The sequence below is a fragment of the Pikeienuella sp. genome (assembly GCF_046290545.1).
GTDB lineage: Bacteria > Pseudomonadota > Alphaproteobacteria > Rhodobacterales > Rhodobacteraceae > Pikeienuella.
On sequence record NZ_JBKAGV010000010.1, the window covers coordinates 187,972 to 211,571 of the forward strand.

23 protein-coding genes and 1 pseudogene are annotated in these 23,600 nt (G+C 69.1%); 8 read left to right on the forward strand and 16 right to left on the reverse strand.

Features of this window, described 5'->3' with window-relative positions; translation table 11 throughout:
* Positions 1-52: 52 nt before the first annotated feature.
* The 3 genes and pseudogenes from ACE37J_RS09260 to ACE37J_RS09270 form a co-directional block, all read left to right on the forward strand.
* Positions 53-181, forward strand: a pseudogene (locus ACE37J_RS09260) (LysR family transcriptional regulator); the annotation flags it as partial.
* Positions 182-241: 60 nt separating this feature from the next.
* Positions 242-964: a LysR substrate-binding domain-containing protein gene (locus ACE37J_RS09265; RefSeq protein WP_409710555.1), complete on the forward strand. Its 723-nt coding sequence runs from the start codon at positions 242-244 to the stop codon at positions 962-964.
* 172 nt (positions 965-1,136) lie between these two features.
* Positions 1,137-1,571 (forward strand): dimethylsulfonioproprionate lyase family protein, encoded by a 435-nt coding sequence (locus tag ACE37J_RS09270; protein ID WP_409710480.1) that lies wholly within the window; start codon positions 1,137-1,139, stop codon positions 1,569-1,571.
* A 682-nt stretch (positions 1,572-2,253) separates the two neighbouring features.
* Here ACE37J_RS09270 and ACE37J_RS09275 read toward each other — a convergent pair.
* Complete coding sequence (locus tag ACE37J_RS09275) at positions 2,254-2,676, reverse strand: MarR family winged helix-turn-helix transcriptional regulator (RefSeq protein WP_409710483.1); 423 nt, start codon at positions 2,674-2,676, stop codon at positions 2,254-2,256.
* Positions 2,677-2,779: 103 nt separating this feature from the next.
* Complete coding sequence (locus tag ACE37J_RS09280; protein WP_409710485.1) at positions 2,780-3,787, reverse strand: ABC transporter substrate-binding protein; 1,008 nt, start codon at positions 3,785-3,787, stop codon at positions 2,780-2,782.
* A gap of 105 nt (positions 3,788-3,892) precedes the next feature.
* On the opposite strand from ACE37J_RS09280, the gene ACE37J_RS09285 reads away from it, so the two are divergent.
* The gene (locus ACE37J_RS09285) at positions 3,893-5,311 is read left to right on the forward strand and encodes an amidase (RefSeq protein WP_409710488.1); all 1,419 of its coding nucleotides are present in this window, start codon (positions 3,893-3,895) and stop codon (positions 5,309-5,311) included.
* Between the two features lie 12 nt (positions 5,312-5,323).
* On the forward strand, positions 5,324-6,028 hold the full coding sequence (locus ACE37J_RS09290) for a cysteine hydrolase family protein (protein WP_409710490.1): 705 nt from the start codon (positions 5,324-5,326) through the stop codon (positions 6,026-6,028).
* Here the strand turns inward: ACE37J_RS09290 and ACE37J_RS09295 are convergent.
* Genes ACE37J_RS09295 through ACE37J_RS09355 form a run of 13 tightly spaced genes read right to left on the reverse strand, consistent with a single transcriptional unit; the run spans position 6,025 to position 18,522 of the window.
* Entirely contained in the window at positions 6,025-6,807 is a 783-nt protein-coding gene (locus tag ACE37J_RS09295) for an urease accessory protein UreD (protein WP_409710493.1), read from the reverse strand. The two genes, ACE37J_RS09290 and ACE37J_RS09295, sit on opposite strands and share 4 nt — an antisense overlap.
* A complete protein-coding gene (ureG, locus tag ACE37J_RS09300) occupies positions 6,804-7,406 on the reverse strand; it encodes an urease accessory protein UreG (RefSeq protein ID WP_409710496.1) in 603 nt (200 codons plus the stop codon). Before ureG ends, ACE37J_RS09295 begins: the two co-directional genes overlap by 4 nt.
* A complete protein-coding gene (gene ureC, locus ACE37J_RS09305; protein ID WP_409710499.1) occupies positions 7,403-9,103 on the reverse strand; it encodes an urease subunit alpha in 1,701 nt (566 codons plus the stop codon). The genes ureG and ureC overlap by 4 nt, the downstream gene beginning before the upstream one ends.
* Positions 9,100-9,789, reverse strand: a complete 690-nt coding sequence (ureB, locus tag ACE37J_RS09310; RefSeq protein WP_409710502.1) for an urease subunit beta — start codon at positions 9,787-9,789, stop codon at positions 9,100-9,102. The genes ureC and ureB overlap by 4 nt, the downstream gene beginning before the upstream one ends.
* Positions 9,790-9,799: 10 nt before the next feature.
* Complete coding sequence (locus ACE37J_RS09315; protein ID WP_409710505.1) at positions 9,800-10,408, reverse strand: urease accessory protein UreF; 609 nt, start codon at positions 10,406-10,408, stop codon at positions 9,800-9,802.
* Positions 10,405-10,848, reverse strand: coding sequence for an urease accessory protein UreE (locus ACE37J_RS09320; protein ID WP_409710508.1), 444 nt, complete (start codon positions 10,846-10,848; stop codon positions 10,405-10,407). Before ACE37J_RS09320 ends, ACE37J_RS09315 begins: the two co-directional genes overlap by 4 nt.
* Positions 10,848-12,350: an amidase gene (locus ACE37J_RS09325; protein ID WP_409710511.1), complete on the reverse strand. Its 1,503-nt coding sequence runs from the start codon at positions 12,348-12,350 to the stop codon at positions 10,848-10,850. Before ACE37J_RS09325 ends, ACE37J_RS09320 begins: the two co-directional genes overlap by 1 nt.
* 3 nt (positions 12,351-12,353) lie before the next feature.
* Positions 12,354-13,868 (reverse strand): amidase, encoded by a 1,515-nt coding sequence (locus tag ACE37J_RS09330; RefSeq protein WP_409710514.1) that lies wholly within the window; start codon positions 13,866-13,868, stop codon positions 12,354-12,356.
* A 21-nt stretch (positions 13,869-13,889) separates the two neighbouring features.
* Positions 13,890-14,591 (reverse strand): ABC transporter ATP-binding protein, encoded by a 702-nt coding sequence (locus ACE37J_RS09335; RefSeq protein ID WP_409710517.1) that lies wholly within the window; start codon positions 14,589-14,591, stop codon positions 13,890-13,892.
* The gene (locus ACE37J_RS09340) at positions 14,581-15,309 is read right to left on the reverse strand and encodes an ABC transporter ATP-binding protein (RefSeq protein WP_409710520.1); all 729 of its coding nucleotides are present in this window, start codon (positions 15,307-15,309) and stop codon (positions 14,581-14,583) included. Before ACE37J_RS09340 ends, ACE37J_RS09335 begins: the two co-directional genes overlap by 11 nt.
* On the reverse strand, positions 15,302-16,375 hold the full coding sequence (locus tag ACE37J_RS09345) for an ABC transporter permease subunit (RefSeq protein ID WP_409710524.1): 1,074 nt from the start codon (positions 16,373-16,375) through the stop codon (positions 15,302-15,304). The genes ACE37J_RS09340 and ACE37J_RS09345 overlap by 8 nt, the downstream gene beginning before the upstream one ends.
* A 2-nt stretch (positions 16,376-16,377) precedes the next feature.
* On the reverse strand, positions 16,378-17,244 hold the full coding sequence (locus ACE37J_RS09350) for a branched-chain amino acid ABC transporter permease (RefSeq protein ID WP_409710527.1): 867 nt from the start codon (positions 17,242-17,244) through the stop codon (positions 16,378-16,380).
* A gap of 42 nt (positions 17,245-17,286) precedes the next feature.
* Positions 17,287-18,522 carry a transporter substrate-binding protein gene (locus ACE37J_RS09355; RefSeq protein WP_409710530.1) on the reverse strand — a complete coding sequence of 412 codons (1,236 nt, stop codon included), beginning with the start codon at positions 18,520-18,522 and terminating at the stop codon, positions 17,287-17,289.
* 639 nt (positions 18,523-19,161) lie between these two features.
* On the opposite strand from ACE37J_RS09355, the gene ACE37J_RS09360 reads away from it, so the two are divergent.
* The gene (locus ACE37J_RS09360; RefSeq protein ID WP_409710533.1) at positions 19,162-19,593 is read left to right on the forward strand and encodes a c-type cytochrome; all 432 of its coding nucleotides are present in this window, start codon (positions 19,162-19,164) and stop codon (positions 19,591-19,593) included.
* A 173-nt stretch (positions 19,594-19,766) separates the two neighbouring features.
* Here the strand turns inward: ACE37J_RS09360 and ACE37J_RS09365 are convergent, their stop codons facing one another.
* On the reverse strand, positions 19,767-19,958 hold the full coding sequence (locus ACE37J_RS09365; RefSeq protein ID WP_409710536.1) for a heavy-metal-associated domain-containing protein: 192 nt from the start codon (positions 19,956-19,958) through the stop codon (positions 19,767-19,769).
* Positions 19,959-20,110: 152 nt separating this feature from the next.
* Between ACE37J_RS09365 and ACE37J_RS09370 the strand changes: the two genes are divergently transcribed.
* Positions 20,111-22,600 carry a heavy metal translocating P-type ATPase gene (locus tag ACE37J_RS09370; protein ID WP_409710539.1) on the forward strand — a complete coding sequence of 830 codons (2,490 nt, stop codon included), beginning with the start codon at positions 20,111-20,113 and terminating at the stop codon, positions 22,598-22,600.
* Positions 22,601-23,172: 572 nt separating this feature from the next.
* Positions 23,173-23,600, forward strand: a 428-nt coding sequence (locus ACE37J_RS09375; protein WP_409710542.1) for a hypothetical protein, incomplete at its 3' end; no start/stop codon positions are given.

A 23,600-nucleotide genomic window follows, 5' to 3' on the forward strand; every position in this document is an offset into this window, starting at 1 on the left:
AACAGCGTAATTCGTGTATTCGAAACGCTTATGGAAACGCCTGTGAGGCGCGATGCAACTCAAGCTTCGGCATCTCGAAGTCTTCACCGCGCTGCTTGAGGCCGGGTCGGTTTCGCGCGCGGCGGAGCGGCTCAACCTCACGCAGCCCGCCGTCAGCATCGCGCTCGGTAATCTCGAAACGCAGCTGGGCTTTCGCCTCTTCCATCGCGAACGCGGCTATTTCGCTCCGACCGCCGAGGCGATGCAGCTTCACGACGAGGTCGCTCAGGGGCTTCGCGCCATCGCGAGGATCGAGCGCCGCGCGGCGGAAATTCGCACCGGCGCGACCGGAGGCGTGAGCATCGCGACGAACGGCGCGCTCGCCGTCAATTTCCTTCCGCGGCTGATCGCCGGCTTCCGTGGCGACAATTCCGGCGTCGGCGTCGAGTTGCGGGTGCATTCGTCGCGCCAGATCGCAGCCTGGGTGGCGGCGGGGCAGATCGATATCGGTCTGATCGACACCCCGGTTCCGGTCGCCGGCCTCAGCACGGAGATTTTCCGACTGGAATGCGTCTGCGTTATGCAGGCGAAGGATCCGCTGGCCGCGGAGCCGGTCGTCACGCCGGCCCACCTGCGAGACCGCTCGATCATTGGCGTCACCGGCGACCATGCGGTGGACCGACAGCTTGAGACGCACCTGTCAAAGACGGGCGCGCCCGTTAAGCGCGACGTCACCAGCTACTTCTTCGCCATCGGGCGGAACATCGTGGCCGAGGGCGGCGGCGTTGCGATCATCGATCCTGTCAATGGCAAGGCGGATCTCGGCGACGGGGTCGTCTGGCGACGGTTCGAACCGCGGATCGACCATGAGGCCGCAATGATCACCGCTCGTGGCCAGATCCTCAGTGATGCGGCCAAGGCCGTTCGCCAGCTCGTCCGCGACGGCCTGAAAGCCGTCGGCGCGGAGACGACAGGTGTCGAGTAGGGCCATCCGGCCGGGCCGCGAGAAAGGGGTCGTCATGCTGAATTCGGAGCCGATCCGGACCTTTATCTCCTTCGCCGCAGCGCGGTTCGGCGCGCATCGAAGCGAGATAGGAACGAAGATTGCCGCCGCGCTTGAGAAGCCGCGCGACCTCGCCCCGCGATCACCCCGCGCGATGCTTCCGGCCATGGACGGGATGGCGGGCGCGTGCGACCCGCTGGTCGAGGTTCTTGTCCCTTGCTTGCCGCTCCTTGAATGGCGGGCGCCAGGATTCGGCCGCCTTTCTCCGGAGATCGCGGACAAGATGGCCGTCTGCGAAATCCTCGGCCCCGACGGGATGTTCATCGACCCGGATATCCGCTTCGGTCTCCTTGTCCAGCGTGCGCATCTCCTCTATCCGCCACACCGGCATGCAGCGGAGGAACTCTACCTCGTGTTGCAGGGAACCGCGCTCTGGGCCGTCGACGGCGAGGAGCCGCGGCCGAGGCGGCCCGGCGAATTTGTTCATCACGCGCCCAGACGAACCCACGCCATGCGGACTGAGGCGGAGCAGCTGCTTGCCGCCTGGGCGTGGACGGGCGACATCGGCGCAGCGACCTATTCGGCCTGAATTGTTGATTTCAAGTGCAAGTCTCGGCGAGCCGGAGCGTCGGGGTTTGACAGGAACGAACCTCCGCTATCATTCCCCTGATTTCTCCGGATCGGATCAATCCGTTGCGGCGGATTTCCGTCTCTTTCGCGCGTGATCGCGCCGTCATCGGCGGGCTTGCCTTCGCACGCATTGCAACGCGGAACGGCACGACGAGCGTCGCCAGTCTGATGGCCTGCCCGTCAGGCCCGCCGCCTCGTTTCAAGCTCAGACCGCAGGCGTGGCGAAGCCGCCTCTCCGATGGAGAGCGCCGAGAGTGACGACGAAACCCCGAACAGCGCCAGGACCGCGCCGGATGGGTCGTCTCCGTCATCGAGACAGCGCTCGTTCAGGGCGCGACCTCTTCGCAAGGTCGTCTCCGCGGCGAAGTCAAACGCCCGCGACGACGTCGGGCGTCTTTTCGCCGCTCTCATGGCGGGCGAGACGCCCGATGACGGGTAAGGACAAGCCGGCGGCGAAGACAGCAGCGCATGGCCCCCGGGCCCTTCGCCTCGCCGAGATGCCGGAGCCTCCGTTCCGGGCCGGGCGTTTCGCCGTCGCTCCCGATTGCGGCGAGTTCCGGCCGGTCAGGTTCGCGCCCGCGGCGGCTGCTGAGCTTCGGCGTCGGCTCGGGGGGCGATCTCCGTCCCGTCGCCGGCGGTGCTCAACGATCCAGAAGCTCGCGGAGGAGCGACCTCAGCTCTTCCGCGCGCGGAGCGTCCAGCAGCGCGGCGATGCGCGCCTCCTGCGCCTTGCTGACCCCGGAAAGCCGCTTCCAGAGCGCCTTTCCCTCCGGCGTGGTGAGGATCTTCACCCGGCGCCGGTCGGCCGGATCGGGCGAGCGGAAGACGAGCTGCTCCGAGACCATGCGGTCCACGATTTTCGTGAGCGTTGCGGGCTCGACTAGGATGATCTGTGCGAGTTCCCCCATCGCGCATTCCCCGCGCTGGGCGAGCGCCTCCAGCACACGGAACTGTTCTATCGGCACGCCGCCGGGCCGGAGCCGTTCGGCGAGCTCATCCTCCAGCCGGCGATTGACGCTGGCGATGATGTATCCGAGCTGCTGGTTCAGTTCCGGGCCGTTCATTTCAGTCCTCCGGCGTCTCTCTCCCAAGAGACCATATCGTTTTCTACCATTGCAGCGTGGATATGCCGATGACGGGGGCGCGATCAAGAGAAACCGGCGCGGCTCAGAGCGTGGCGCGAACCCGGAAGCCGGTGCCGTCCGCCTCGGCGATATGGATCGGCCTGAGCCGGCTGCGCCTGGCATGCGGGCGGCGCATCGCCGTGAGGAGGCTCTTCGCATCCGAGCGGCCCGCCTCTCCGGCAAGGTCGGCGACGAGCCTGATGGCGTTGTAGCAGCCGAGGGAGAACACATTCACCGGCGGCAGCGAACGGCCATAGGCGGCGTCATAGAGCGCGAGCATCGGGTCGTCCGCTCGGCCGTGATTGCCCGCGAAAAAGGTCTCGGCGGCGAACAGGTTCTCGGCTGCGTCGGGGCCGATCCCGAGCAGCAGCGTCTCGTCCATCGCCAGCGCCAGCCGGAGGCTTCGCGCCGCCATGCCCGCCGCAGCGAAGGCGCGATTGAACCGGACCGTCTCCTCGCCGAGGAGAACGGTGATGACCAGATCCGGCGCGGCGCGCCGGATTGTCGCGAGGAGCGGCTCGTAATCCTCGGTGCCGAACGGGATTATCGCCGAGCCGCAGGACTGCAGGCCGCATTGGGCCATCGCATCGTGCGCCGTGCCGTGGGCCGTCCTCGGCCAGATGTAATCGTTGCCCACGAAAAAGCAGCGGCGAACTCCCCGCGCGTCCATCAGCCAGGAGAGCGCCGGGCGCAGCGCCTCCTCGTCCGTCACGCCGAGCGCCAGCGTGCCCGGCCCGGGATAGCCCCCCTCGTATTGCGGCGTGTAGAAATAGGGAACGGCGCCGGCGAGCCGCGCCCGGACGGCGTGGCGCATATGGCTGGGCTGGAAGCCGATGACGGCGTCCGGATGTTCGGTCTCCTGCAGGGCTCCGGCTGCTTCCGCTGCGTCGGCGGGCGTCTCTCCCGAACAGGCGACCGCCATGCGCACCGGCTCTCCGCGCACGCCCCCTGCAGCGTTGATTTCGGCGACGGCGAGGAAGGCGGCGGCCTCGCAGCCCGCGGCCCACAAGCCGCTTGGTCCTCGTCGCGGCAGGATCAGCCCGAGCTTCATCACGCCTCCGTCAGTGACAGAGTCTCAGATTCCCCTTGCATTGCAACATTTTTGTTTTCAACTATCGAATCTGATAGCGGATCGGGCAGTCTCGGGAGAGAAGCGATGAAGGATGGTCACGAATTGGGCAGCCCGGCGGATCTGGGGCTGATGCAGGCGTCCCGGATGCTCTCGTCCGGCGCGGTGAGCGCTCTGGACCTGACGGAGGCCGCGCTGGCCCGCATCGAGGCGACGGACGCAAGCCTGAAATCCTACATGATCGTCGCCGGCGAGCGCGCCCTGTCGAAGGCCCGGGCCCTCGACGCCGAGCGAGCCGCCGGGCAGGTCCGCGGCCCGCTTCACGGCGTGCCCGTTGCGGTCAAGGATCTCTGCCGGACGGAATGGGCGCCGACCTCCGCGGGCATGTCGATCCACAAGGATTACATGGCGGAGGCGGACGCCACGGTCTGCGTCCGGCTCGAACAGGCCGGGGCGATCATCCTTGGCAAGCTTGCGATGACGGAAGGGGCCTTCGCCCATCACCACCCGCTCCTGCAGACGCCGGTCAACCCCTGGGGGGAGCGAACCTGGACCGGGGCGTCCTCCTCCGGGTCCGGCTCGTCTGTCGCCGCGGGCCAGTGCTTCGCTTCGCTCGGCTCCGACACGGGCGGGTCGATCCGGTTCCCCTCCGCCGCCTGCGGCGTGACGGGGCTGAAGCCGACCTGGGGCCGCGTCAGCCGCGCCGGGGTCTTCGCGCTCGCGGACAGCCTCGACCATGTCGGCCCGATGGCGCGGGCGGCGGAGGATTGCGCCGCGATGATGACGGCGCTCGCCGGTGCGGACCCGCGCGACCCCACCACGCTGGACGCGCCGACGCCCGACTACCTCGCCGGCCTCTCCACCCCGGTCAGCGGCCTTCGCATCGGCTTCGACGAGGCTCTTGTCATGGGAGCGGTCTCGCCCGCCACGGCGGCCGCGCTCACCGATGCGCTGGAGGCTTTCCGGGCGCTCGGCGCGCGGATCGTTCCCGTCACCCTGCCCGATGACGCCGGCATGTTCGACGACTGGAACGCGATCTGCGCCGCCGAATGCGCGGTCGCCCATGCCGAGACATGGCCGGCGAAGAAGGCGCATTACGGCCCGATCGGGGCCCTCATCGAAGCCGGCCACGCGGTCACCGGGCTTGAGCTCGCCCGCGCCATGCAGAACCGGCTGATCTATGTCGGCGCGCTGAACCGGAGCCTCATGGACGTGGACATGGTCCTCATGCCTGTGCTCACCGGCGACACGCCGACGATTCCGGACTTCATGGCGATGGTTGAGGGCGGCATCGAGGCGCTGCTGAAATTCACCGCGCCGGCGGACATGGCCGGTCTCCCTGCGCTGACCTTCCCCGCCGGGTTCGACGCGAAGGGCGCGCCGATCGGGCTCCAGCTGATGGGCCCGGCGCTCTCGGAGCCGGCGCTGCTCTCCGCCGGCCACGCCTTCCAGACCGTCACGGGGTGGCACACGCGCCGGCCCGACCTTTCCCCCTTCACCGCCTGAGAGGAGATTCAGATGCACAAGATCGACCTTCCCGACTTCATTCTCGCCCGCGCGAAGGGCCTGCGCGGTGACCGCGAGGTAATCTTCGACCGGCTCGACCCCACCCGGACGGCGCATATCGTCGTCGACCTCCAGAACGGCTTCATGCGCGAAGGCGCGGCGGTGGAGGTGCCGATGGCGCGCGCCATCGTCCCCGCCGTCAACCGCATCACGAAGGCGCTGCGGGACGCGGGCGGCCTTGTCGTCTATCTCCGCTATACCCATGACGCCGCCGAGCCGCAGAACTGGACGGCTTGGTACGGCGAGATGCTCACGGATGCGGCCTCGGAGGAGCTGAAGGAGGTGTTCACGCCCGGCCATCCGGATTTCGAGCTCTGGTCGGCGCTGGACGTTCAGCCGGCGGACTGGATCGTCGACAAGACGCGCTTCTCCGCCTTCGTGCCGGGAACCTGCGATCTTGACGAGATGCTGCGCAAGAAGGGGATCGACACGCTGATCATCACCGGCACGCTGACCAATTGCTGCTGCGAGAGCACGGCGCGGGACGCGAACCAGCGGAACTATCGCACCGTCTTCGTGACCGACGGCAACGCCACGCATACCGATTGGGAGCACAACGCCACCCTCGCCAACATGGCGACGATCTTCGCTGACCTGCAAAGCGCCGACCAGGTGGTCGCCGGCATCGAGCGCGCCAAGGCGAAGACCGCCGCCTAGAGCCGCGGCTCGAAGCGCGGCGCCCAGGCGGCGGCGAGGCGGCGGAGGGCGCTCGAAAGAGCGCCCCCGCTCGGCGCGGCGATGCGGGCCGTCATCCCGGCGCCGCCGCGCAGCAAGCCCGCAGCCGCATAGCAGCCCGGCAGGTCGAGCGGGCCGGGCTCCGCTGGAAAGGCCCCGAACGCCGTCAGGCTGCCGAAGGCGGCGGGGGCATCCGGCAGCCGGGCGAGGCGGGGGAAGCTTTCGGGCCCGGCCTCCTGCCGCTCGGTCAGGATCGTTCCTTCCGGCCCGGTGACGACGAGCCGGGAGGTCCAGCCGAGCGGGCGGACATCCGGCGCACGGAGGCACACGCCGTCCGCCAGAATCAGGACGGCGCCCGGCCCGAGATCGGCCTCGACCGTCTGCCGGAGGGCGGCGCCCTCGAAGAGCACGGCCGGGTCGGGCAGCATGGCGAGCCACGCGCCGGGTGCGAGCGAGAGCCGCCATATCGTCTCCGCCCCGCCCGGCCCGTGAACCGCCGTCGCGCCCGCGGTGACCAGCCGCGCGGCCGCGCCCGGGCCGAGGGTCAGCCGCTGCTCCCAGATGTCGCCCGGCATGAGCGCCGCGCCCGCGGCCTGCGGCACGAGGGTCAGGCAGCCTTCCGGCCCGCCGAGCGCGTAGCCACGCGGCAGCGACCAGGGCCAGGCGACGCGGCGGCGCGCGATGCGCGTGACGCCGCCGGGCCCCCGCTCCAGCAGGAGGTCGAGAACCGGCCCGCCGGCGCGGGGCAGGTCGAGGCTCACGTGAAGAGCACCGCGGCGCTGATGTGGTCCAGCACCGCATCCACGCCCCCGCCGGAGCGCGCATCGGTGGAGAGCACGGGGCGGTCCCGCCGCGCCCTGCGCGCCGTCTCCACCATCGTCGGAACATCGACGCCGACATGGGGGCCGAGATCGGTCTTGTTCACGATCAGAAGGTCGCACATCAGCACGCCGGGGCCGTTCTTTCGGGGGATGTCGTCCCCGCCCGCGACGTCGATCACGAACATCCACCAGTCCACCAGATCCAGGGAGAAGGTGGAGGCGAGGTTGTCCCCCCCGCTTTCGATCAGGATCAGTTCGAGCCCGGGGAACGCGGCCTCAAGCCGGTCCGCCGCGGCGATGTTCATCGTCGGATCCTCGCGGATCACGGTATGGGGGCAGGCGCCGGCCTGCACCGCGAGAATGCGCTCCGGCGGGAGCCGCCCGCCGCGGCGGAGGCGCTCCGCATCCTCGTCGGTCACGAGGTCGTTGGTGATGACGGCGACGTCGACCCGCCCCGCCATCCGCTCCAGCAGCCGCTCGATCAGCGCGGTCTTGCCCGAGCCGACCGGGCCGCCGATGCCCACCCTCGCCGCGGTCATCGGAGGAAATGCCGGCGGTTGAGCGGGACGGAGGTGACCGGCGGCGCCCAGAGCCTCCGGCCGTCCGCCCGCACGTCGAATGTGCGCGGGTCGACCTCGATCACGGGCATGGCGGCGTTGCGCACCATGTCCGTCTTCCGCAAGGCGCGGACGCTGGAGATCGGCAGGATCTCCTTCGCGACGCCGAGCCGCCCCGCCACGCCGCTCTCGACCGCGAGGCGGCTCGCGAAGGTGACGCCGACGCGGTGCTTCGCCGTGCCGAGCGCGCCCCACATCGGCCGGTGCAGCATCGGCTCCGAGCCGATATGGCTGCCGTTCCCGTCCCCCATCGTGGACCAGACGATCTCCCCCGCCTTCACGACCATGGAGGGTTTCGCGCCGAAGCTCGCGGGGGGCCAGAAGGCGAGGTCCGCCATCCGCCCCGGCGCGATGGCGCCGACATGCGCGTCTATTCCGGCGGCGATCGCCGGGTTGATCGTGAGCTTGGCGAGATAGCGAAGCACGCGGGAATTGTCGTTCCGCGCGCTGTCCCCTTCGAGCGGGCCGAGCCGGTCCTTCATCACGCTGGCGAGCTGGAAGCATTTCGCAGCGTTCTCGGCGAGGCGGCCCATACCCTGGGTATCCGTCGCGAAGATGGAGACGGCGCCCATGTCGTGCAGGAAATCCTCCGCGGACATGGATTGCGGGCGGATGCGGCTTTCGGCGAAGGCGACATCCTCCGGCAGGTCGAAGCTCATCATGTGGGCGAGCATCGTCATCGGCACCCCTTCCTCCAGCGCCGCGGGCGTGAAGGGGTTGGTCGGATTGGTCGAGGAGGGGAGGACGCAGGCGTGCTGGTTGACGGCGAGGATGTCCGGCGCGTGGCCGCCGCCGGCGCCTTCCGTGTGGTACATGTGGATGGTGCGGTTCGCGACCGCCGCCATCGTATCCTCGTAGAAGCCGAACTCGTTGATCGTGTCGGTGTGGATATGGACCGAGAAGTCCGCGTCGTCCGCCGCCCTGAGGCAGCCGTCGATCACGCCGGGGGAGGCGCCCAGATCCTCGTGGATCTTCACGCCGAGCGCACCGCCCGCGACCGATTCCGCCACCGCGCCCGGATCCGAACAGCCGCGGCCGAGGAAGCCGAAATTGATCGGATACTCGTCCGCCGCCTGGATCAGCCGGCCGAGCGTGTGGGGCCCGGCGCAGGACGTGTCGAAATGTGGGCCGGGCGACATGCCGATCATCGTCGTGCAGCCCCCCGCGAGCGCATGCCAGACCTGCTGGGGGGAGAGGAAATGCGCATGCGCCTCGATCACGCCGGCGGTGACGATGTGATGGTCGCCGTGGATCACGGTGGTGTTCGGCCCGGTGACGAGGCCGGGCGTCACCCCCTCCATCACGTCCGGATTGCCGGCCTTGCCGACGCCGACGATGCGGCCCCGGCGCACGCCGATATCACCCTTCACGACGCCAAGCAGCGGATCGAGGATGATCGCGTTCTGCACCACCATGTCGAGCGCGCCGGCGCGGTCCGTGCCCGTGGTGCGGAATCCTTCCCCGTCGCGCATCGTCTTGCCGGCGCCGGTGGTCAGCTCCTCGCCCGGATGGGCGTGGTCGCGCTCGATCTCGACGATGAGGGACGTGTCTGCGAGGCGGATGCGGTCGCCCGTCGTGGGGCCGTAGAAAGCGGCGTATTGCGCGCGGGAGATCTTCATTCCGGCTCCTCCATATAGCCGCGCGCCCGGGCGCGGGCGAAGGCCGCCTCCCGTGTCTCCATCCCGCCCTCGGCCAGCCCGGCGAAGCCGTGCATCCGCCGGAGGCCGCCGAAGGGGACAAGCCGGACGGCGCGCGCCACGCCGGGGTCGAAGCGCTCGCCCGCGCCCGAAGGCCGGTCGAGCCGCATGCCGAAGGCGGCGCGGCGGTCAAAGCGAAGCGCCTTGTTGACCTCGAAGAAATGGGCGTGGCTCCGGACCTGGATCGTCCTGTCCCCGACGTTCAGCACCTCGATCTCCACGCCCTCGCGCCCGGCGTTGATCTCGATCTCGCCGGGCTCGATCAGGTATTCGCCGGGTACGGGGCCCGTCTCCGCCTCCGCGCCGGGGCGGACAGGGTCGAAGACGGTTATGAGCTTGGTGCCCTCGTCCATCATGACTTCGACCGAAATGACCTTGATCATCGAGGCGACGCCCGGCTGGACCTCGTCGGCGCTCAGCACCTGACCCCCGAAGGCCACGAGCGCGGGATGATCCAGCCCCTCGCGCGCGGCGGTCACGATCTCGTCTGCGATCAGCGCCGTGGCCTCCGGCGCGCTGAGGCGGATGCCCCGCGCGCGGTAGCGGCGGGCGAGCTCGGCCGCCTGGAAGATCGCCAGCCGCTCCATCTCGGTGGGTGTCAGGTGCATGGGGCCTCCTTCAGGTCACGAAGAGCCGGTCGGCGCGCGGGCGCAGCATCGCGATGTCGGAGAGCGGCGCGAAGCTTGAGAGAGGCGTTCCCGGCGCGGGCGCGGCGGCGGCGCGTTCGAGCGCGGGACGGAGCGTGCGGAGGAGGCCCTGCACCGCCACCGCGCCCACGACGTTCAGCCGGACCGCCGCCGAGGCGAGCCCCTGCGCGGCCTGATGCGCCGAGACGGAAAGCGCCTCTTCGAGCGTGAGCCCGGCCGCCCGGTAGGCCGCCGCCTGGGCGAGCGGCAGGTGCGCCGCCGCCGGCAGCGGCTCCAGCCCCATCCGGCGCGCGGAGGTCAGGAGCGCCGCGCCGGCTTCGAGCGAGCGGAGCCGCATCGCCTCGGACCAGAGGGCGGCGTCCACGATCTCGGCCCAGTCGGGATCGGCTTCCCAGGCGCCTGCGAGCGCCACCCGGTCGAACCGCGCCCAGCGGCCCAGGAGCTCCGCCTCGATCCAGCCGGAGAGGTCGTCGCGCCCGACGCGCCCGTCGCGGAGCGCCGTCTCCAGCCCCCAGGAGAAGGCGAAGCCGCCGCTCGGGAAGGCGGAATCGCCGAATTGCAGGGCGGAGAGGAGGCTCATGGCCGCTCCACGCGGAAGCTTGCGAGCGCTTCGAGGTCGCGAAGCCGCTCGCGATAAGTCTCTTCCGGCCGTTCCAGGATCACGTCCATATGGCCCGGCGCAAACTCCACCCGCCAGTGGAGATTGCCGCACCAGTGCCCGAGCCGGAGCGCGGAGGCGACATCGGCCGGGATCAGCCGGAGCCGGGCGCCGCCGTCGAGCCGGACGAGAATGGCGAGATCGTCGCCGAGATGGAGCACCGCGCCGTCCGACAGGCGCTCCGCCCGGTCGAGCGCGATGGCGCAGTCCCGCCCCTTGTCCGTCACCGCCCGCAGGCGCCGCCGCGCGGCCTCCGCTTCAGGGACGGCGATGATCTCCACCCGCCCCTCATGCTCCAGCGCATGCAGCCTGTGGTGAATCCCCGGATCGCCCGCAAGGCCGACGATCCGGGTCAGCAGCATCAGCCGGCCTCGAACGCCGCCGCGGCGCGATAGATCGTCGGCTCGTCGAAGTGCCGCCCGACCAGTTGCAATCCGATCGGCAGGCCCTCGGACGTCGTCCCGCAGGGCAGGCTGATCGCGGGATGCCCGGTATAGTCGTAAGGGGACGTGTTCCCGAGCATGCACCATGCCTGATGCAGCCAGTCCTCCCGGCTGACATCCGGCTCCGGCAGCTTCATCGCGGTCATGGGCGTGGTCGGCATCAGCAGGAGGTCGAAACGGCGAAGGGGCTCGTCATATTGCGCCCGGTAGAAGGGCCGGAGGTTCTGCCCCTTGGCATAGACCCGTCCGCCATACTTCTTCAACACCCAGGCGCCGAAAGTCGCCATTGCGCGGACCGTATCGGGGAGCTCGTTCGCCCGGTCGCTGACGGCGAGGTTCTTTTCCAGGAGGCTCCGGGGATAGAACCCGAAAGCGCCCGAACCGAGCCCGCCGCCAAAGGTAAGCTGCCGGACCATGCCTTCCGCGATCATCGGCATGAAGATGTCGCCGATCCTGTCATGGGCGGGGACGGAGACCTCCGCCACCTCCGCGCCCATCCGCGCCAGCGCCTCCGCCGCCGCGCGGCATGCGGCGTCCACCTCCGCCATGCTCTCGGGCCGGCCGAACCCTTCGCGGAGAACGCCGATGCGGAGGCCTTTCACCCCCTCCCCGAGCGCGCGCGAATAGGGATGCGTGACCACGTTCTGCTGCCTTGCGTCCCAGCCGTCGGGGCCCGCAATCGCCTCCAGCATGAGGGCGTTGTCGGCCACCGTCCGGGTCATCGGGCCGGCATGGTCGATCGTCACCTCCATCGAACAGATGCCGCTGTAGGGGACGAGGCCATGGGTCGGCTTCAGGCCGACGATCCCGCAAAAGGAGGCGGGCATCCGGATCGAGCCGCCCTGGTCGCCGCCGATGGCCATGTCCACCTCGCCTGCGCCGACCAGCGCGGCCGAGCCCGAAGAGGAGCCGCCCGCGGAATAGCCGTGCTTCACCGGGTTGTGGCACGGGCCGAGCGCGTTCGAATGGCTGGAGCCCGAAAGACAGAAATACTCGCAATGCGCCTTGCCGAGGATCGTCGCGCCAGCGTCCAGCAGGCGCGTGACCACGGTCGCGTCCGCTTCCGGCGTGTAGTGCTGCCACATCGACGCGCCGTTCATCATCGGCACGCCGGCGACGAGGACGTTGTCCTTCAGCGCAACCGTCTTGCCGGCGAGCGGCCCTTCCGGCGCGCCGGGTATCTCCGTCCGCCAGTACCAGGCGTTGAGCGGGTTCTCCTCCGCCGCCGGCCGCCAGCCCGGCGTCCGGGGCCATCGCGATTCCGGCAGGTTGTCCGGCAGGCGCATCGCCGCGTTCGCCGCCGCCACGAAGGGCGTGATGGCTGCGCCGATGAAGGCGACGTCTTCGTCCGTATAGTCGATTCCGAGGCTTTCGCCGATCGCCGTCAGCTCCGCCGCGTTCGGCGCGAGGGGCATTGTCATGGCTCAGAAACCCTTCCAGTCGCCGGCGGATTCGAAGGCGTGGGCGGCCTGGTAGAGCGCCTTCTCGCCCCAGAACCGGCCCGTCAGCATCAGTCCGACAGGCAGGCCGTCAGAGAGTCCGCAGGGCAGGGACAGGGAGGGATGGTGCGAAATGTCGAAGGGGGAGGTGTTGCCGAGCATCTCGAAGGCGCGGGCGCAGATGTCCTCGCGGCTCGCCCCCGGTTCGGGAAGCTTCGTCGCGACCATCGGGACGGTGGGCATCAGGAGCATGTCATGGTCCGCCAGAACCGCGTCATAGGCGGCGCGCAGCTGATAGCTGAGGTTGATCGCCTTGCCGTAGAACCGCTTGCCGTACATCCGGTCCGCATAGGCGCCGAACAGCATCGTGAGCTTCAGCGTTTCGGACAGTTCATCCGCCCGCTTGCGCCAGCCGCGATGGAAGTCCATCAGCGAGGTCACGTAGAGGTCCTGCCGCGAGGTTCCGTAGCCGTCGCCGAGCATCATCGTCTGCGTCAGCCCTTCGAGGCCGATCGGCGCCCAGATCGCCGCCCCGAGCGTATGCCACGGTATCGAGACCTCGGAGATCTCGGCCCCGAGCGCCTCCAGCCGTTTCGCCGCGGCGCGCACCTTCGCATCCACGCCGGGTTCGCTATCGGGCCGGTCGAAGCCCTCCTTCACGACGGCGATCTTCAACCCCTTCGCGCCCTTGTCCAGCGCCTCGGTATAGGCGTCGACCGCGCAGCCGATCTGGCGGGAATCGTAGCCGTCCGGCCCCGCCATGACTTCGAGGAACAGCGCATTGTCCGCGACGGAGCGCGTCATCGGGCCGGTATGGTCGACATAGATCTCGATCGGCATGACGCCCGTATAAGGGACGAGGCCATGCGTGCCCTTCATGCCCACGCAGCCGGAATACGCCGCCGGCATCCGGATGGAGCCGCCCTGGTCCCCGCCGATGGCCATGTCGACCTCGCCGGAGACGACGAGCGCCGCCGAGCCCGAGGAGGAGCCGCCGGCCGACCAACCCTGCTTCATGGGGTTGTGGACCGGCCCCGGCATCGAGGTGTGGCTGCCGCCGGAGAGGCAGAAATACTCGCAGGTCGCCTTGCCGAGGCAGGTCGCCCCCGCGTCGAGCAGGCGGGTGACGATGGTCGCGTCCACTTCCGGCACGTAGCCTTCGAGCGTAGCGGCGCCGTTCATCATCGGCACGCCGGCGACCATCACGTTGTCCTTCGCCGCGAAGGTCTTGCCGGCGAGCCGCCCTTCCGGGGCGCCGGCGATCGTTGATTTCACGTACCACGCCCCCATCGGGTTCTCCTCCGGCGCGGGGCGGTGGCCCGGCGTCCGGGGATACTTCACGCGCGGCAGCGGGTCAGGCAGCCGGTCGACGATGTTGTAGGCGTCGACATAGCCCTTCATCAGGCCCTGGAAGGAGGCCACATCCTCCTTCGACAGGCTCAGCCCGAGTTCCGCCGCGACGCTCTCGACCTGCGCGGAAGTGGGAAGTTGTACTGCCATTTCAGTCTCCTGTCCCTCGTCTCAGGCTGCGAAGCCCATGTATTCGCTGACCGCCCGCGGGTCGGTCAGGCTCGCCCGCGGGATTTCCGCATCGAGGACGCCGCGGGTGATGGCGTAGACGCGGCCGGCGAGGCGGGTGATGAATTCGAGATTCTGCTCGACGAGCACGATGGTCAACTCGCCCCGCGCGGTCAGCTTGCCGAGCGTCTCGCCGATCTCGTCGATGATCGAGGGCTGGATACCCTCGGTCGGCTCGTCCAGAAGCATCAGCCGCGGCCGCGCGCAAAGGCATCTCGCGAGCGCGAGAAGCTGTTGCTCGCCGCCGGAGAGCGCGCCGCCCCGCCGGTCGAGCAGTCGTTCGAGCCGGGGGAAGAGGGCGAGGATCTCCTGCACGACGGCCGCCGGATTCTCGTTGGAGATGCCGACCATCAGGTTCTGCTCGACCGAAAGGTTGGGGAAGATCTCCCGCCCCTGCGGGACAAGCCCCATGCCCATCCGGGCCCGGGCGTGGATCGACTTGCCCTTGAGCGATTGACCGTCGAACGTCACCTCGCCCCCGGTCACCTTCACGAAGCCCATGATGGCGCGCAGCAGGGTGGTCTTGCCCATGCCGTTGTGGCCGAGGATGCCGACGCACTCGCCGGCATTGGCGTGGAAGTCGACGCTGTGCAACGCCGGCACAACGCCGTAGGACGCCTTCAGCCCCTTCACCTCAAGCAGCATCTGATTGCTTCCCCAGATAGATCTCCTGCACCCGCCGATCGGCCATGATTTCCGCCACCGGCGCCTCCGCGAAGATCGCGCCGCGGTGGAACACGGTGACGTCGCGGGCGATTTGCCGGATGAAGGCCATGTCATGCTCGACGACGATCACGGCGGCGGTCTTCGACGCCTCGATCACGAGGCGGGCCAGACGGTCCCTCTCCTCCCCGGTCATTCCGGCGGCCGGCTCGTCCAGCAGCAGCAGCGTCGGCTCGCCCGCCAGCACCATGGCCAGCTCCACAAGCTGCCTCTGGCCGTGGCTGAGGAGCCCGACCTCGCGCCGCGCGAGATCGGTGATGCCGCAGCGTTCGAGACTTTTCTCGGCGATCTCCCGCGCCAGTTTCGGCAGGTGTTTGCGCCGGGCCGCGATGCGCACATGCTCCCAGGCGTCGAGGCCGTTATAGAGGTTCGGCACCTGCGTCTTGATGCCGATGCCAAGGGCGACGATCTGGTGCGTCTGCCAGCCCGTTATGTCCTGGTCGCGGAAGGTCACGCGCCCGGAGGTCGGCGTCAGCTGCCCGGTCAGGCACTTGAAGAAGGTGCTCTTGCCCGCCCCGTTCGGCCCGAGGAGGCAGCGGAGTTCGCCGTCGCGGACGGCGAAGTCCACCCCGTCCACGGCGGTGACGCCGCCGAAGCGCATGGTCAGCGCCTCGGTGGTGAGGATGCGGTACTCAGACATCGGAGGTCGCCGGACGGGCGGGCGCGGACTGTTCATCCGCCTGCGCCGCCCGCCGGAGGCGCAGGAGGGTCCAGCCCTGGATCGCCCAGAGCCTGATCGACGGCACGATCCCCCGCGGAAGGACCAGGACGAGGACGACAAGGATCGCGCCGAGGATCATGAAATTGTTGATGGGCAGCGTCATCTCCCCGAGCTTGAGGGACAGCCACTGGAGCCCGAGGACGCCGACGATCGGCCCGAACAGGGTGCCGATGCCCCCCGCCATCGCCCAGATCAGCGCCTTGGCGGACATCTCCAGGCTGAAGGCGTTCGGGTCGATGAAAGTCTGGTAGGTCGCCCACATCGCCCCTGCGAAGCCGGCGATGCCGGAGCCGATGGAGAAGACGATGACCTTGTGGCGGCGGACGTCGTAGCCGAGAAGCGCGGTGCGGGTCTCGTTCTCGCGGATCGATACGGTGATCCGCCCGAAATCCGAAGCGATCAGCAGCCGGAGCGCGATGTAGACGCCGATCAGCACGACCATGAAGAACTGGAAGAGCTGGACCGGGTCGAGGTCTGCGTTCGGATCGCCCGGCACGTTGACGATGGGAATCGAGGGTATGCCGTTGAACCCGCCGAGCCGCGCGGCGCCGATGGCGTATTCGGGGCCGGCGGTGGTATTGATGATCTTCCAGAAGATCAGCGCCACGACCAGCGTCACGACCCCGAGATAGACGTCGGAGAGCCGCCCGTAGAACATGAAATAGCCGAGCGCCGCGCCGAACGCCGCGGGGATCACGAAGGCGAGGATCAGTGGCGCCGTCGTGTCGCCCATGTTGATCGCCGCGATGGCGAACGTATAGCCGCCGAGCCCGAAGAAGGCCGACTGCCCGAAGGAGAGGATACCGCCATAGCCCCAGATATAGGCGAGGCTGAGCGCATAGACCGACAGGACGACATATTGCGTCATCTGCATGATCTCGAAGAAATCGAAGATCAGGGGCGCGACGAACAGCACGACGAGCCCGAAAGCGGTGACGGCGTAGAAACCCGGATCCCTGAGGATCGGCTTCTCGAAGCGTTTCATGCTCAGATGCTCCTCGTGAAGATGCGGCCTGTGATGCCCTGCGGCAGCAGCCGAAGCAGGACAAGCGCGGCGAGAAGCAGCGCCGCGTCGCCATAGACCGGCCCCCAGCCGAAGGTGACGGACTGGCTGACCGCGCCGAGAGAGCCGGCGGCCGAGATCGTCCCGGTGATGACCGAGGCGCCGCCGACGATGACGGTGATGAAGGACTGGCCGATGAAGTTCACGCCCATCGACGGCACGACGCCGGTGACCGGCGCGAGCAGCCCCCCGGCGAGCCCGGTCAGCGCCGACCCGATCCCGAAGGTGACCATGTAGACAAGCCGGGAATTGACCCCGAGCGCTTGCGCCATGCCGGGGTTCTGCATCACGGCGCGGGCGATCAGGCCGGCGCGGGTGAACTTCAGAACCGCCCAGATCGCCGCCAGAAGCGCCGCCGACGCGGCGATCAGCACGAGCGTGTAGGTCGAGACCTGATAGGCGCCGACCGAGAACCCGCCGAGCGGGGTCGAGACGCCCTCGCGCGTGTTGCCGAAGATCAGCGTCACGCTCCCGACCATGAAGAGCCCCAGCCCCCATGTCGCCAGAAGCGTGTCGATCATCCGCCCGTAGAGGAACCGGATCACCAGCCGCTCGACCAGAACGCCGAAAACGCCGACGACAAGCGGCGCCAGCACCAGGATCGAGATCGCCAGCGGCACGCCGGCCCCGGTGGCGAGGATGACGGTGTATCCCCCGAGCATCAGGAACTCGCCATGGGCGATGTTGATCACCCGCATCATGCCGAAGATGATCGCGAGGCCCGAAGCGAGGAGCACGAGCCAAGAAATGGCGCGCAGAACTTCGATCAGGACGATGAAGGCGTAGTCCATGCAGGGCTCCAATGCTGCGGGAGGGGGCCGAAGCCCCCTCGCTCAGTTCAGGCTGATCTCGTGATGGACGTTCGCGTCCGGCGTCTCGACGAGATTGCACACCATCTGCGTGTCGCTCGGCGGCACCTGCTCGAACTTGCCCTTGATCTGCCAGACGCGGTCCTGAAGCTCCGCGATGTAGACGTCGCGGATCGCGTGGTGGGTGATCGGGTCGATGGTGACCTTGCCCCCCGGCATATCGTAGGACTTGCCCGATTCCAGCGCCTCGATCACCGGCATGCGCTCGATCGTGCCGGCCATCTTCACCGCGTCGGCCCAGATCATCATGCCTTCCCAGGTGCAGGCCGAGAGCTCGGACAGGAGCGGCGTGTCGGTTGGGTAGCGCGCCTTGACCTTCTCGAGGAACGCCTTGTTCACCGGGTTGTCGATCGTGTCGTAGTAGCCGTAGCAGGTCGGGATGCCGTTCGCCTCCTCCGGCGTCATGATGACCGGTTCGGTGCCGGCCGCGCCGAAGGTGGTCGAGGCCATGGGGATCTTGTCCTTCATCCCCGCCGCGACCCACTGGCGATAGAAGCCGAGATGCCCGGTGCCGACGAGGACGGACATGACGATGTCCGGCGCGGCGCCCTGGATCTTCGAGATGGTCGAGCCGAACTGCGTGACGTCGAGCGGGAAGAATTCTGTCGCGACCACCTCGCCGCCATTCGCCTCGACATAGCGCTTCACCCATGCGGCGGTGATCTGGCCATAGTTGTAGTCGGCGGCGATGGTGTAGACCTTCTTGCCCCACATGTTCATCACATGGGGGACCAGCTTTTCCACCGTCTGGGCCGGGGTGGTGCCCAGGCTGATCTCGTTGCGGTCGCAGACCCCGCCCTCATAGAGGGTGTTGTAGAAGTAGAGAGTCTTGAAGCGGTGGAAGATCGGGCGGATCGTCTCGCGGCTGGCCGAGGTGATGCCGCCATGCACGACCGCCACCTTGTCGCGCAGCGCAAGCTGGGTGGCGTACTGCGAATAGAGCGACATGTTCGACTGCGGGTCGTAGGTGACCGCCTTCAGCTGCTTGCCCAGCAGGCCGCCGGTGGCGTTGATCTCCTCGACGGCGAGCTGGAGGATCTGGTTCATCGGGATCCCGGCGAAGTCGATCGGGCCGGAAAGATCGTGCAACCCGCCGACGAGGATCGTGTCGTCGCTGGCCTCGGCTGCGTAGGGCAGGGCCACAGACCCTGCGGCGAGGGCGGCTGCGCCCTTTACGAAACGGCGGCGGCTGATGCTCATGGCGGCTCCTGTTCGTTGAAATTTCCAACATACGGTCAGGGGCCGCTCCACTTCAGGTCAACGAAATCGGGTGCTGCGCGCGAAATTGCTCCTCAGATGACTAAGAATCAGGCGAACTCGGAGGAAATGGTAGAAATTTAGAAAATCTTTTGATGGTTGCGGTCGCAATCAAATGGCGAATCTCCGCGATGCGGGGAGCGTCGCGCCGCCCGAGACCGCCCGCCTCGCAAACGGGGAAAGCCGCCTCAGCCGCGCAGCGGCGTCCACCGCCGGTCATTCAGCACTCTTCCCCGGATCAGAACGGCGAGCCTGTCGCCCCCTGCGATCCGCTTCGGCGCCCCCGAAACGCAGCGCACGGATGCGCGCCTGCTCGATGTGGCGCCGGCATGTGGACGAGGTATTCTCGACCATGAAAGGCGCTACCTCTCCCGGCGGCGCCGGCGACGATGGCGAAGCGCCGGAAGCCGCGCCGCCCGAAGCCGGGCTTCGGGCGGAAGGCTCGACGATCCTCTGCCGCGCCCGGCCGCGCCCGGCCGCGCGCCGGGGCGGACCCGCCTGACCGACGAGGACGAGATGACAGGACCAACCCGCCGATCCACCGCTGCGCAGCCAGACGCCGCCGATCGCCGCCGCAGGCTCATGGCGGGCGCGGCTTGCGGGCTTGCGGCCATCGGGCTCGCCGCGCTCGCGCTGCGCTCGCCGGCGGAGCCGGATCTGGCGCGCGGCGCGTCGCTCTATGCTGAGAATTGCGCGTCCTGCCACGGCGCTTCGCTCGAAGGCGAGCCCGACTGGCAGGAGCCGAATCCGGACGGAACGCTCCGCGCCCCGCCGCATGGCGACAGCGGCCATACATGGCATCATTCGGACCGGCTGCTCTTCGACTATGTGAAGCTGGGCGGCGCCGAGACGCTGGCGCGGATGGGCGTCGGCGGGGTGCAGAGCGCCATGCCTGCCTTCGGCGACGTGCTGTCGGACGACGATATCCGCGATGTGCTCGCCTTCATCCGCTCGCGCTGGTCGCCGCGGATGAGGGAGTATCAGGAACAGATGAATGCGGCCGATCCTGACTGAGCCGAAACAAGAGGACAGACAATGGCAATGAACCGGAGAGCATTCGATTTCGCCAAGACGCCGACCTGCGCTTGCTGCGGCGCCAGGGCGACCGGATGCACGCGACCGGCGCCGCTGTCGAGACGCGGGAATTCAGCGCCGCGCGCTCGACGCGCCGAAGGCGAGGTTCGGCCTCACGCGGCCGGCGGGAACCCGGCCGCCTCCAGCGCGGCCACGATCGCGGCGCGGGGCCGGTCCGTCGTCACGGTCACGGCGCGGCTCGGCGGGTCCGCCTCGACGGCGGCGGCCGGGTCGACGCTGCGGATCGCCGCTGTCACGCCACGGGCGCAGCCGCCGCAATGCATCGCCTCGATGCGGAACTTCATGGTTCTGTCCTCCGGTCGCCGCTTCCCCGATCAGATGGGGTTTCCCGCAATGGGAAGGTCAAGGGGAAAGATTCCGGAGATCGGCGCTTGACCTTCCCATGACTGGAAGCCCTACCTGAAGCGGGGAGCCGATACCGAACCCGGAGACCGCGATGAACGCCCCCGCCAAGGCCCGCCATTTCGAGACGATCTCCCTCCCCATCGAGGGGATGACCTGCGCCTCCTGCGTCGGGCGGGTCGAGCGCGCGCTTAAGGCGGCGCCGGGCGTGACGGAGGCGTCCGTGAACCTCGCCACCGAACGCGCCGAGATACGCGTCGACGCCCCGGGCGCACGCGCTTCGCTCGTGGCCGCGGTGGAGGCGGCGGGGTATTCGGTCCGCTCCGCGCCGGTCCGGCTCGACGTGGAGGGGATGACCTGCGCCTCCTGCGTCGGGCGGGTGGAGCGCGCGCTCGCGGCCGTTCCCGGCGTGCGCGCGGCGCGGGTGAACCTCGCGACGGAGCGGGCCGAGATCGAGGGCGCGGCCGACATGTCGGCGCTTCTCGCCGCGGTCGAGGCTGCAGGCTATGGCGTGCGTCCTGTCGCCGACGAAACCGGCGGCGAGGCCGGAGACGGCGCCGCGGCGGCCCGCCGCGAGGCGGAGACGGCGGCGCTCCGCCGCGACACGCTGATCGCGGCGGCTCTCACCCTGCCGCTCTTCGCTTTCGAGATGGGCGGGCATCTCATCCCCGCCATCCATCACTGGATCGCCTCCACGGTCGGACAGACGCAGAGCTGGGCGGTCCAGTTCGGCCTTGCGACGCTCGTCCTCGCCGGGCCGGGGCGGCGCTTCTTCGAGATCGGGCTTCCCGCGCTCGCCAGGGGCGCTCCGGACATGAACAGCCTCGTCGCGCTCGGCGCAGGGGCGGCCTTCGTCTATTCCACCATCGCGACCTTCATGGCGGAGCTCCTGCCGGAGGATGCGCGCCATGTCTATTTCGAGGCGGCGGCGGTGATCGTGACGCTGATCCTCTTCGGCCGCTGGCTGGAGGCGAGGGCGAAGGGCCGCACGTCCGAGGCGATCCGCCGGCTCGCCGCGCTCCGCCCGGCGACGGCGCGGGTCCGGCGGGCGGGGCGGGTCGAGACTGTCGCGGTCGAGGCGCTGCGGCCGGGCGACATCGTGGAGATGCGCCCGGGAGAGCGCGTGCCCGCGGACGGCGCGGTGACCGAGGGCCGCAGCTTCGTCGACGAGTCGATGCTCACCGGAGAGCCGGTCCCCGTCGAGAAGACGGAGGGCGCGGCGGTGACGGGCGGCGCGGTCAACGGCGCCGGGGCCTTCGCCTTCCGCGTCGAGGCGGTGGGCGCCGAGACCATGCTGGCGCAGATCGTGCGCATGGTGGAGGCGGCGCAGGGCGCAAAGCTCCCGATCCAGGCGATGGTGGATCGGGTGACGATGTGGTTCGTCCCGGCGGTGATGGCGGTCGCCGCGGCGACCTTCGCGCTCTGGTTCGCCTTCGGGCCGGAGCCGGCGCTGACCCATGCGCTCGTCGCCGCGGTCGCCGTCCTCATCATCGCCTGCCCCTGCGCGATGGGGCTTGCGACGCCCGTCTCGATCATGGTCGGCACGGGGCGGGGCGCGGAGATTGGCGTGCTCTTCCGCCGGGGCGAGGCGCTTCAGCTGCTGCGGGAGGCCAGGATCGTCGCGCTCGACAAGACGGGGACGCTGACCGAGGGGCGGCCGGCGCTCACCGATCTCGAGACGGCGGAAGGTTTCGACCGGGCGGAGGTTCTGGCCGCCGTCGCCGCCGTCGAGGCGAACTCGGAGCATCCGATCGCCCGCGCCCTTGTCGCGGCGGCGGAGGCGGAGGGGCTCGCCAGGGAGGAGGCCGGGGCGTTCGAAAGCGTCACGGGCATGGGCGCGCGGGCGGATGTCGCCGGTCGGCGGGTCGAGGTCGGGGCGGACCGCTTCATGGCGTCGCTCGGGCTCGACGCAGCGCTCTTCGGCGACACGGCGGCGCGGCTCGGCGACGAGGGCAAGACGCCGCTCTACGCCGCGATAGACGGGCGGCTCGCCGCAATCCTCGCGGTCGCCGACCCGATCAGGGAGACGACGCCCGCCGCTATCGCGGCGCTCCACGCGCTCGGGCTCGAGGTCGTGATGGTTACGGGCGACAACCGGCGAACGGCGGAGGCGGTCGCGAAGCGGCTGGGGATCGACGAGGTGGTCGCCGAGGCGCTGCCCGAGGGCAAGGTCGAGGCGGTGCGGCGGCTGAAGGCCCGGGGCCGCGTCGCCTTCGTCGGGGACGGGATCAACGATGCGCCCGCGCTCGCGGAGGCGGATACCGGCCTCGCGGTCGGCGGCGGGACGGACGTGGCCGCGGAGGCGGCGGACGTGGTGCTGATGTCAGGCTCCGTTGCCGGCGCGCCGAACGCGGTCGCGCTCTCCCGCGCCACGATCCGCAACATCCGGCAGAACCTCTTCTGGGCCTTCGCCTACAACGCCGCACTCATCCCGGTCGCGGCCGGCGCGCTCCAGCCCGCTTTCGGACTCATGCTCTCGCCCGCCCTCGCCGCGGCGGCGATGGCGCTTTCTTCGGTCTTCGTCGTCGGCAACGCCCTCCGTCTCCGCCGTTTCGCGCCGCCGCTCGCGGCCGGGCGGGCATGAACATCGGCGCCGGCCGCGTCGATGACCAGCCTGGTCGCGGCCGAGGCGCCCGCCCGCGCTTTCCGCGCTCGGGCGGCGCTGACGAAGAAGCCGGAGATCCCCTCGACGAGGCCCGGGGAACGGGCGCCATGGGTCAGCGCGTCCTTTGCCGCCTCGCTGGACGGCGCAGCCGCGCGGCTCGTTCTGCGCCTTCGTGCGCGAGGCGCCCCGGGTTCGTCGAACCCGCGCGTGAGTCCGGCGCTCGACCACCCCCGCCTCCGCGGCGAGCGTGGCCGCAGGCGTCCCTTCGTCGTGGACGACGGGCGCCCCCGATCCGGCTTTCAATTCCGATGTTCCGTGATCTGGGCGAACGCGCTGCCGACCGTCGCGCAGATTGCGGCAATCGGCGAGCGCCGGCTCCGGTTTCAGCGGGATTCGTGGCGGAGGTCAGGGCGCCCGCTTTGCGCTCCGCGAAAGGCGCAGGGTGTTGAAAATTTCCGATGCCCCAGTACGATCAACGTCAACCTTGCGTCTCGGTCAGAGAGTGTTGAGGGCTGATCCGTCGTGAGCGCAATGCGAGGTGGTAGGTAATAGTGCTGGAAAACCAACACGAAAAAGGTAGTGACGCTCTCAAGTCCCTTCTTCGCCTCTATAACCAGTTGGAACACGAACTTGGCGAGGCTTTACTGGAAGCTGAGCGCAAGGAAGCGCAAGTCGGGAAGCTGAGAGATCAACTTTCGCGCGCCACGCAGAACCCCGACGCTCTTGACGCCGCAATCTGGGAGAACAAGGCGAAGGTCCTCATGGCGCTGTCGGGGGCCTACCACGATCATCTGCACTTTCTTTCAAGTCCTTCCTTCTCGGGGAAGGAGGTGCTGGGCGCCAATGGCCGCGAGGCGCTCGCCAATGAAGCGCTTGGGATGGGACCTGACCCTGTATCTGGTCCAGTCCTCATGCGACCTTCCGGGCTAGTTTCAGTTGGTCGGCGAACTCGGTCGGCGTCAAGCCGCCGAGCGCTGAG

Bases quoted from the DNA above. Each gene is read 5' to 3' on its own strand.
- ACE37J_RS09270 (WP_409710480.1), top strand. From the start codon at position 1,137: ATGCTTCCGGCCATGGACGGGATGGCGGGCGCGTGCGACCCGCTGGTC.
- ACE37J_RS09290 (WP_409710490.1), top strand. From the start codon at position 5,324: ATGCACAAGATCGACCTTCCCGACTTCATTCTCGCCCGCGCGAAGGGC.
- ACE37J_RS09265 (WP_409710555.1), top strand. From the start codon at position 242: ATGCAGCTTCACGACGAGGTCGCTCAGGGGCTTCGCGCCATCGCGAGG.
- ACE37J_RS09285 (WP_409710488.1), top strand. From the start codon at position 3,893: ATGAAGGATGGTCACGAATTGGGCAGCCCGGCGGATCTGGGGCTGATG.
- ACE37J_RS09320 (WP_409710508.1), bottom strand. From the start codon at position 10,848: ATGCTGCTGACCCGGATCGTCGGCCTTGCGGGCGATCCGGGGATTCAC.
- ACE37J_RS09340 (WP_409710520.1), bottom strand. From the start codon at position 15,309: ATGTCTGAGTACCGCATCCTCACCACCGAGGCGCTGACCATGCGCTTC.
- ureG (WP_409710496.1), bottom strand. From the start codon at position 7,406: ATGACCGCGGCGAGGGTGGGCATCGGCGGCCCGGTCGGCTCGGGCAAG.
- ACE37J_RS09370 (WP_409710539.1), top strand. From the start codon at position 20,111: ATGAACGCCCCCGCCAAGGCCCGCCATTTCGAGACGATCTCCCTCCCC.
- ACE37J_RS09360 (WP_409710533.1), top strand. From the start codon at position 19,162: ATGGCGGGCGCGGCTTGCGGGCTTGCGGCCATCGGGCTCGCCGCGCTC.
- ACE37J_RS09280 (WP_409710485.1), bottom strand. From the start codon at position 3,787: ATGAAGCTCGGGCTGATCCTGCCGCGACGAGGACCAAGCGGCTTGTGG.
- ACE37J_RS09335 (WP_409710517.1), bottom strand. From the start codon at position 14,591: ATGCTGCTTGAGGTGAAGGGGCTGAAGGCGTCCTACGGCGTTGTGCCG.
- ACE37J_RS09275 (WP_409710483.1), bottom strand. From the start codon at position 2,676: ATGAACGGCCCGGAACTGAACCAGCAGCTCGGATACATCATCGCCAGC.
- ureC (WP_409710499.1), bottom strand. From the start codon at position 9,103: ATGAAGATCTCCCGCGCGCAATACGCCGCTTTCTACGGCCCCACGACG.
- ACE37J_RS09325 (WP_409710511.1), bottom strand. From the start codon at position 12,350: ATGACAATGCCCCTCGCGCCGAACGCGGCGGAGCTGACGGCGATCGGC.
- ACE37J_RS09315 (WP_409710505.1), bottom strand. From the start codon at position 10,408: ATGAGCCTCCTCTCCGCCCTGCAATTCGGCGATTCCGCCTTCCCGAGC.
- ACE37J_RS09345 (WP_409710524.1), bottom strand. From the start codon at position 16,375: ATGAAACGCTTCGAGAAGCCGATCCTCAGGGATCCGGGTTTCTACGCC.
- ACE37J_RS09350 (WP_409710527.1), bottom strand. From the start codon at position 17,244: ATGGACTACGCCTTCATCGTCCTGATCGAAGTTCTGCGCGCCATTTCT.
- ACE37J_RS09330 (WP_409710514.1), bottom strand. From the start codon at position 13,868: ATGGCAGTACAACTTCCCACTTCCGCGCAGGTCGAGAGCGTCGCGGCG.
- ureB (WP_409710502.1), bottom strand. From the start codon at position 9,789: ATGCACCTGACACCCACCGAGATGGAGCGGCTGGCGATCTTCCAGGCG.
- ACE37J_RS09365 (WP_409710536.1), bottom strand. From the start codon at position 19,958: ATGAAGTTCCGCATCGAGGCGATGCATTGCGGCGGCTGCGCCCGTGGC.
- ACE37J_RS09355 (WP_409710530.1), bottom strand. From the start codon at position 18,522: ATGAGCATCAGCCGCCGCCGTTTCGTAAAGGGCGCAGCCGCCCTCGCC.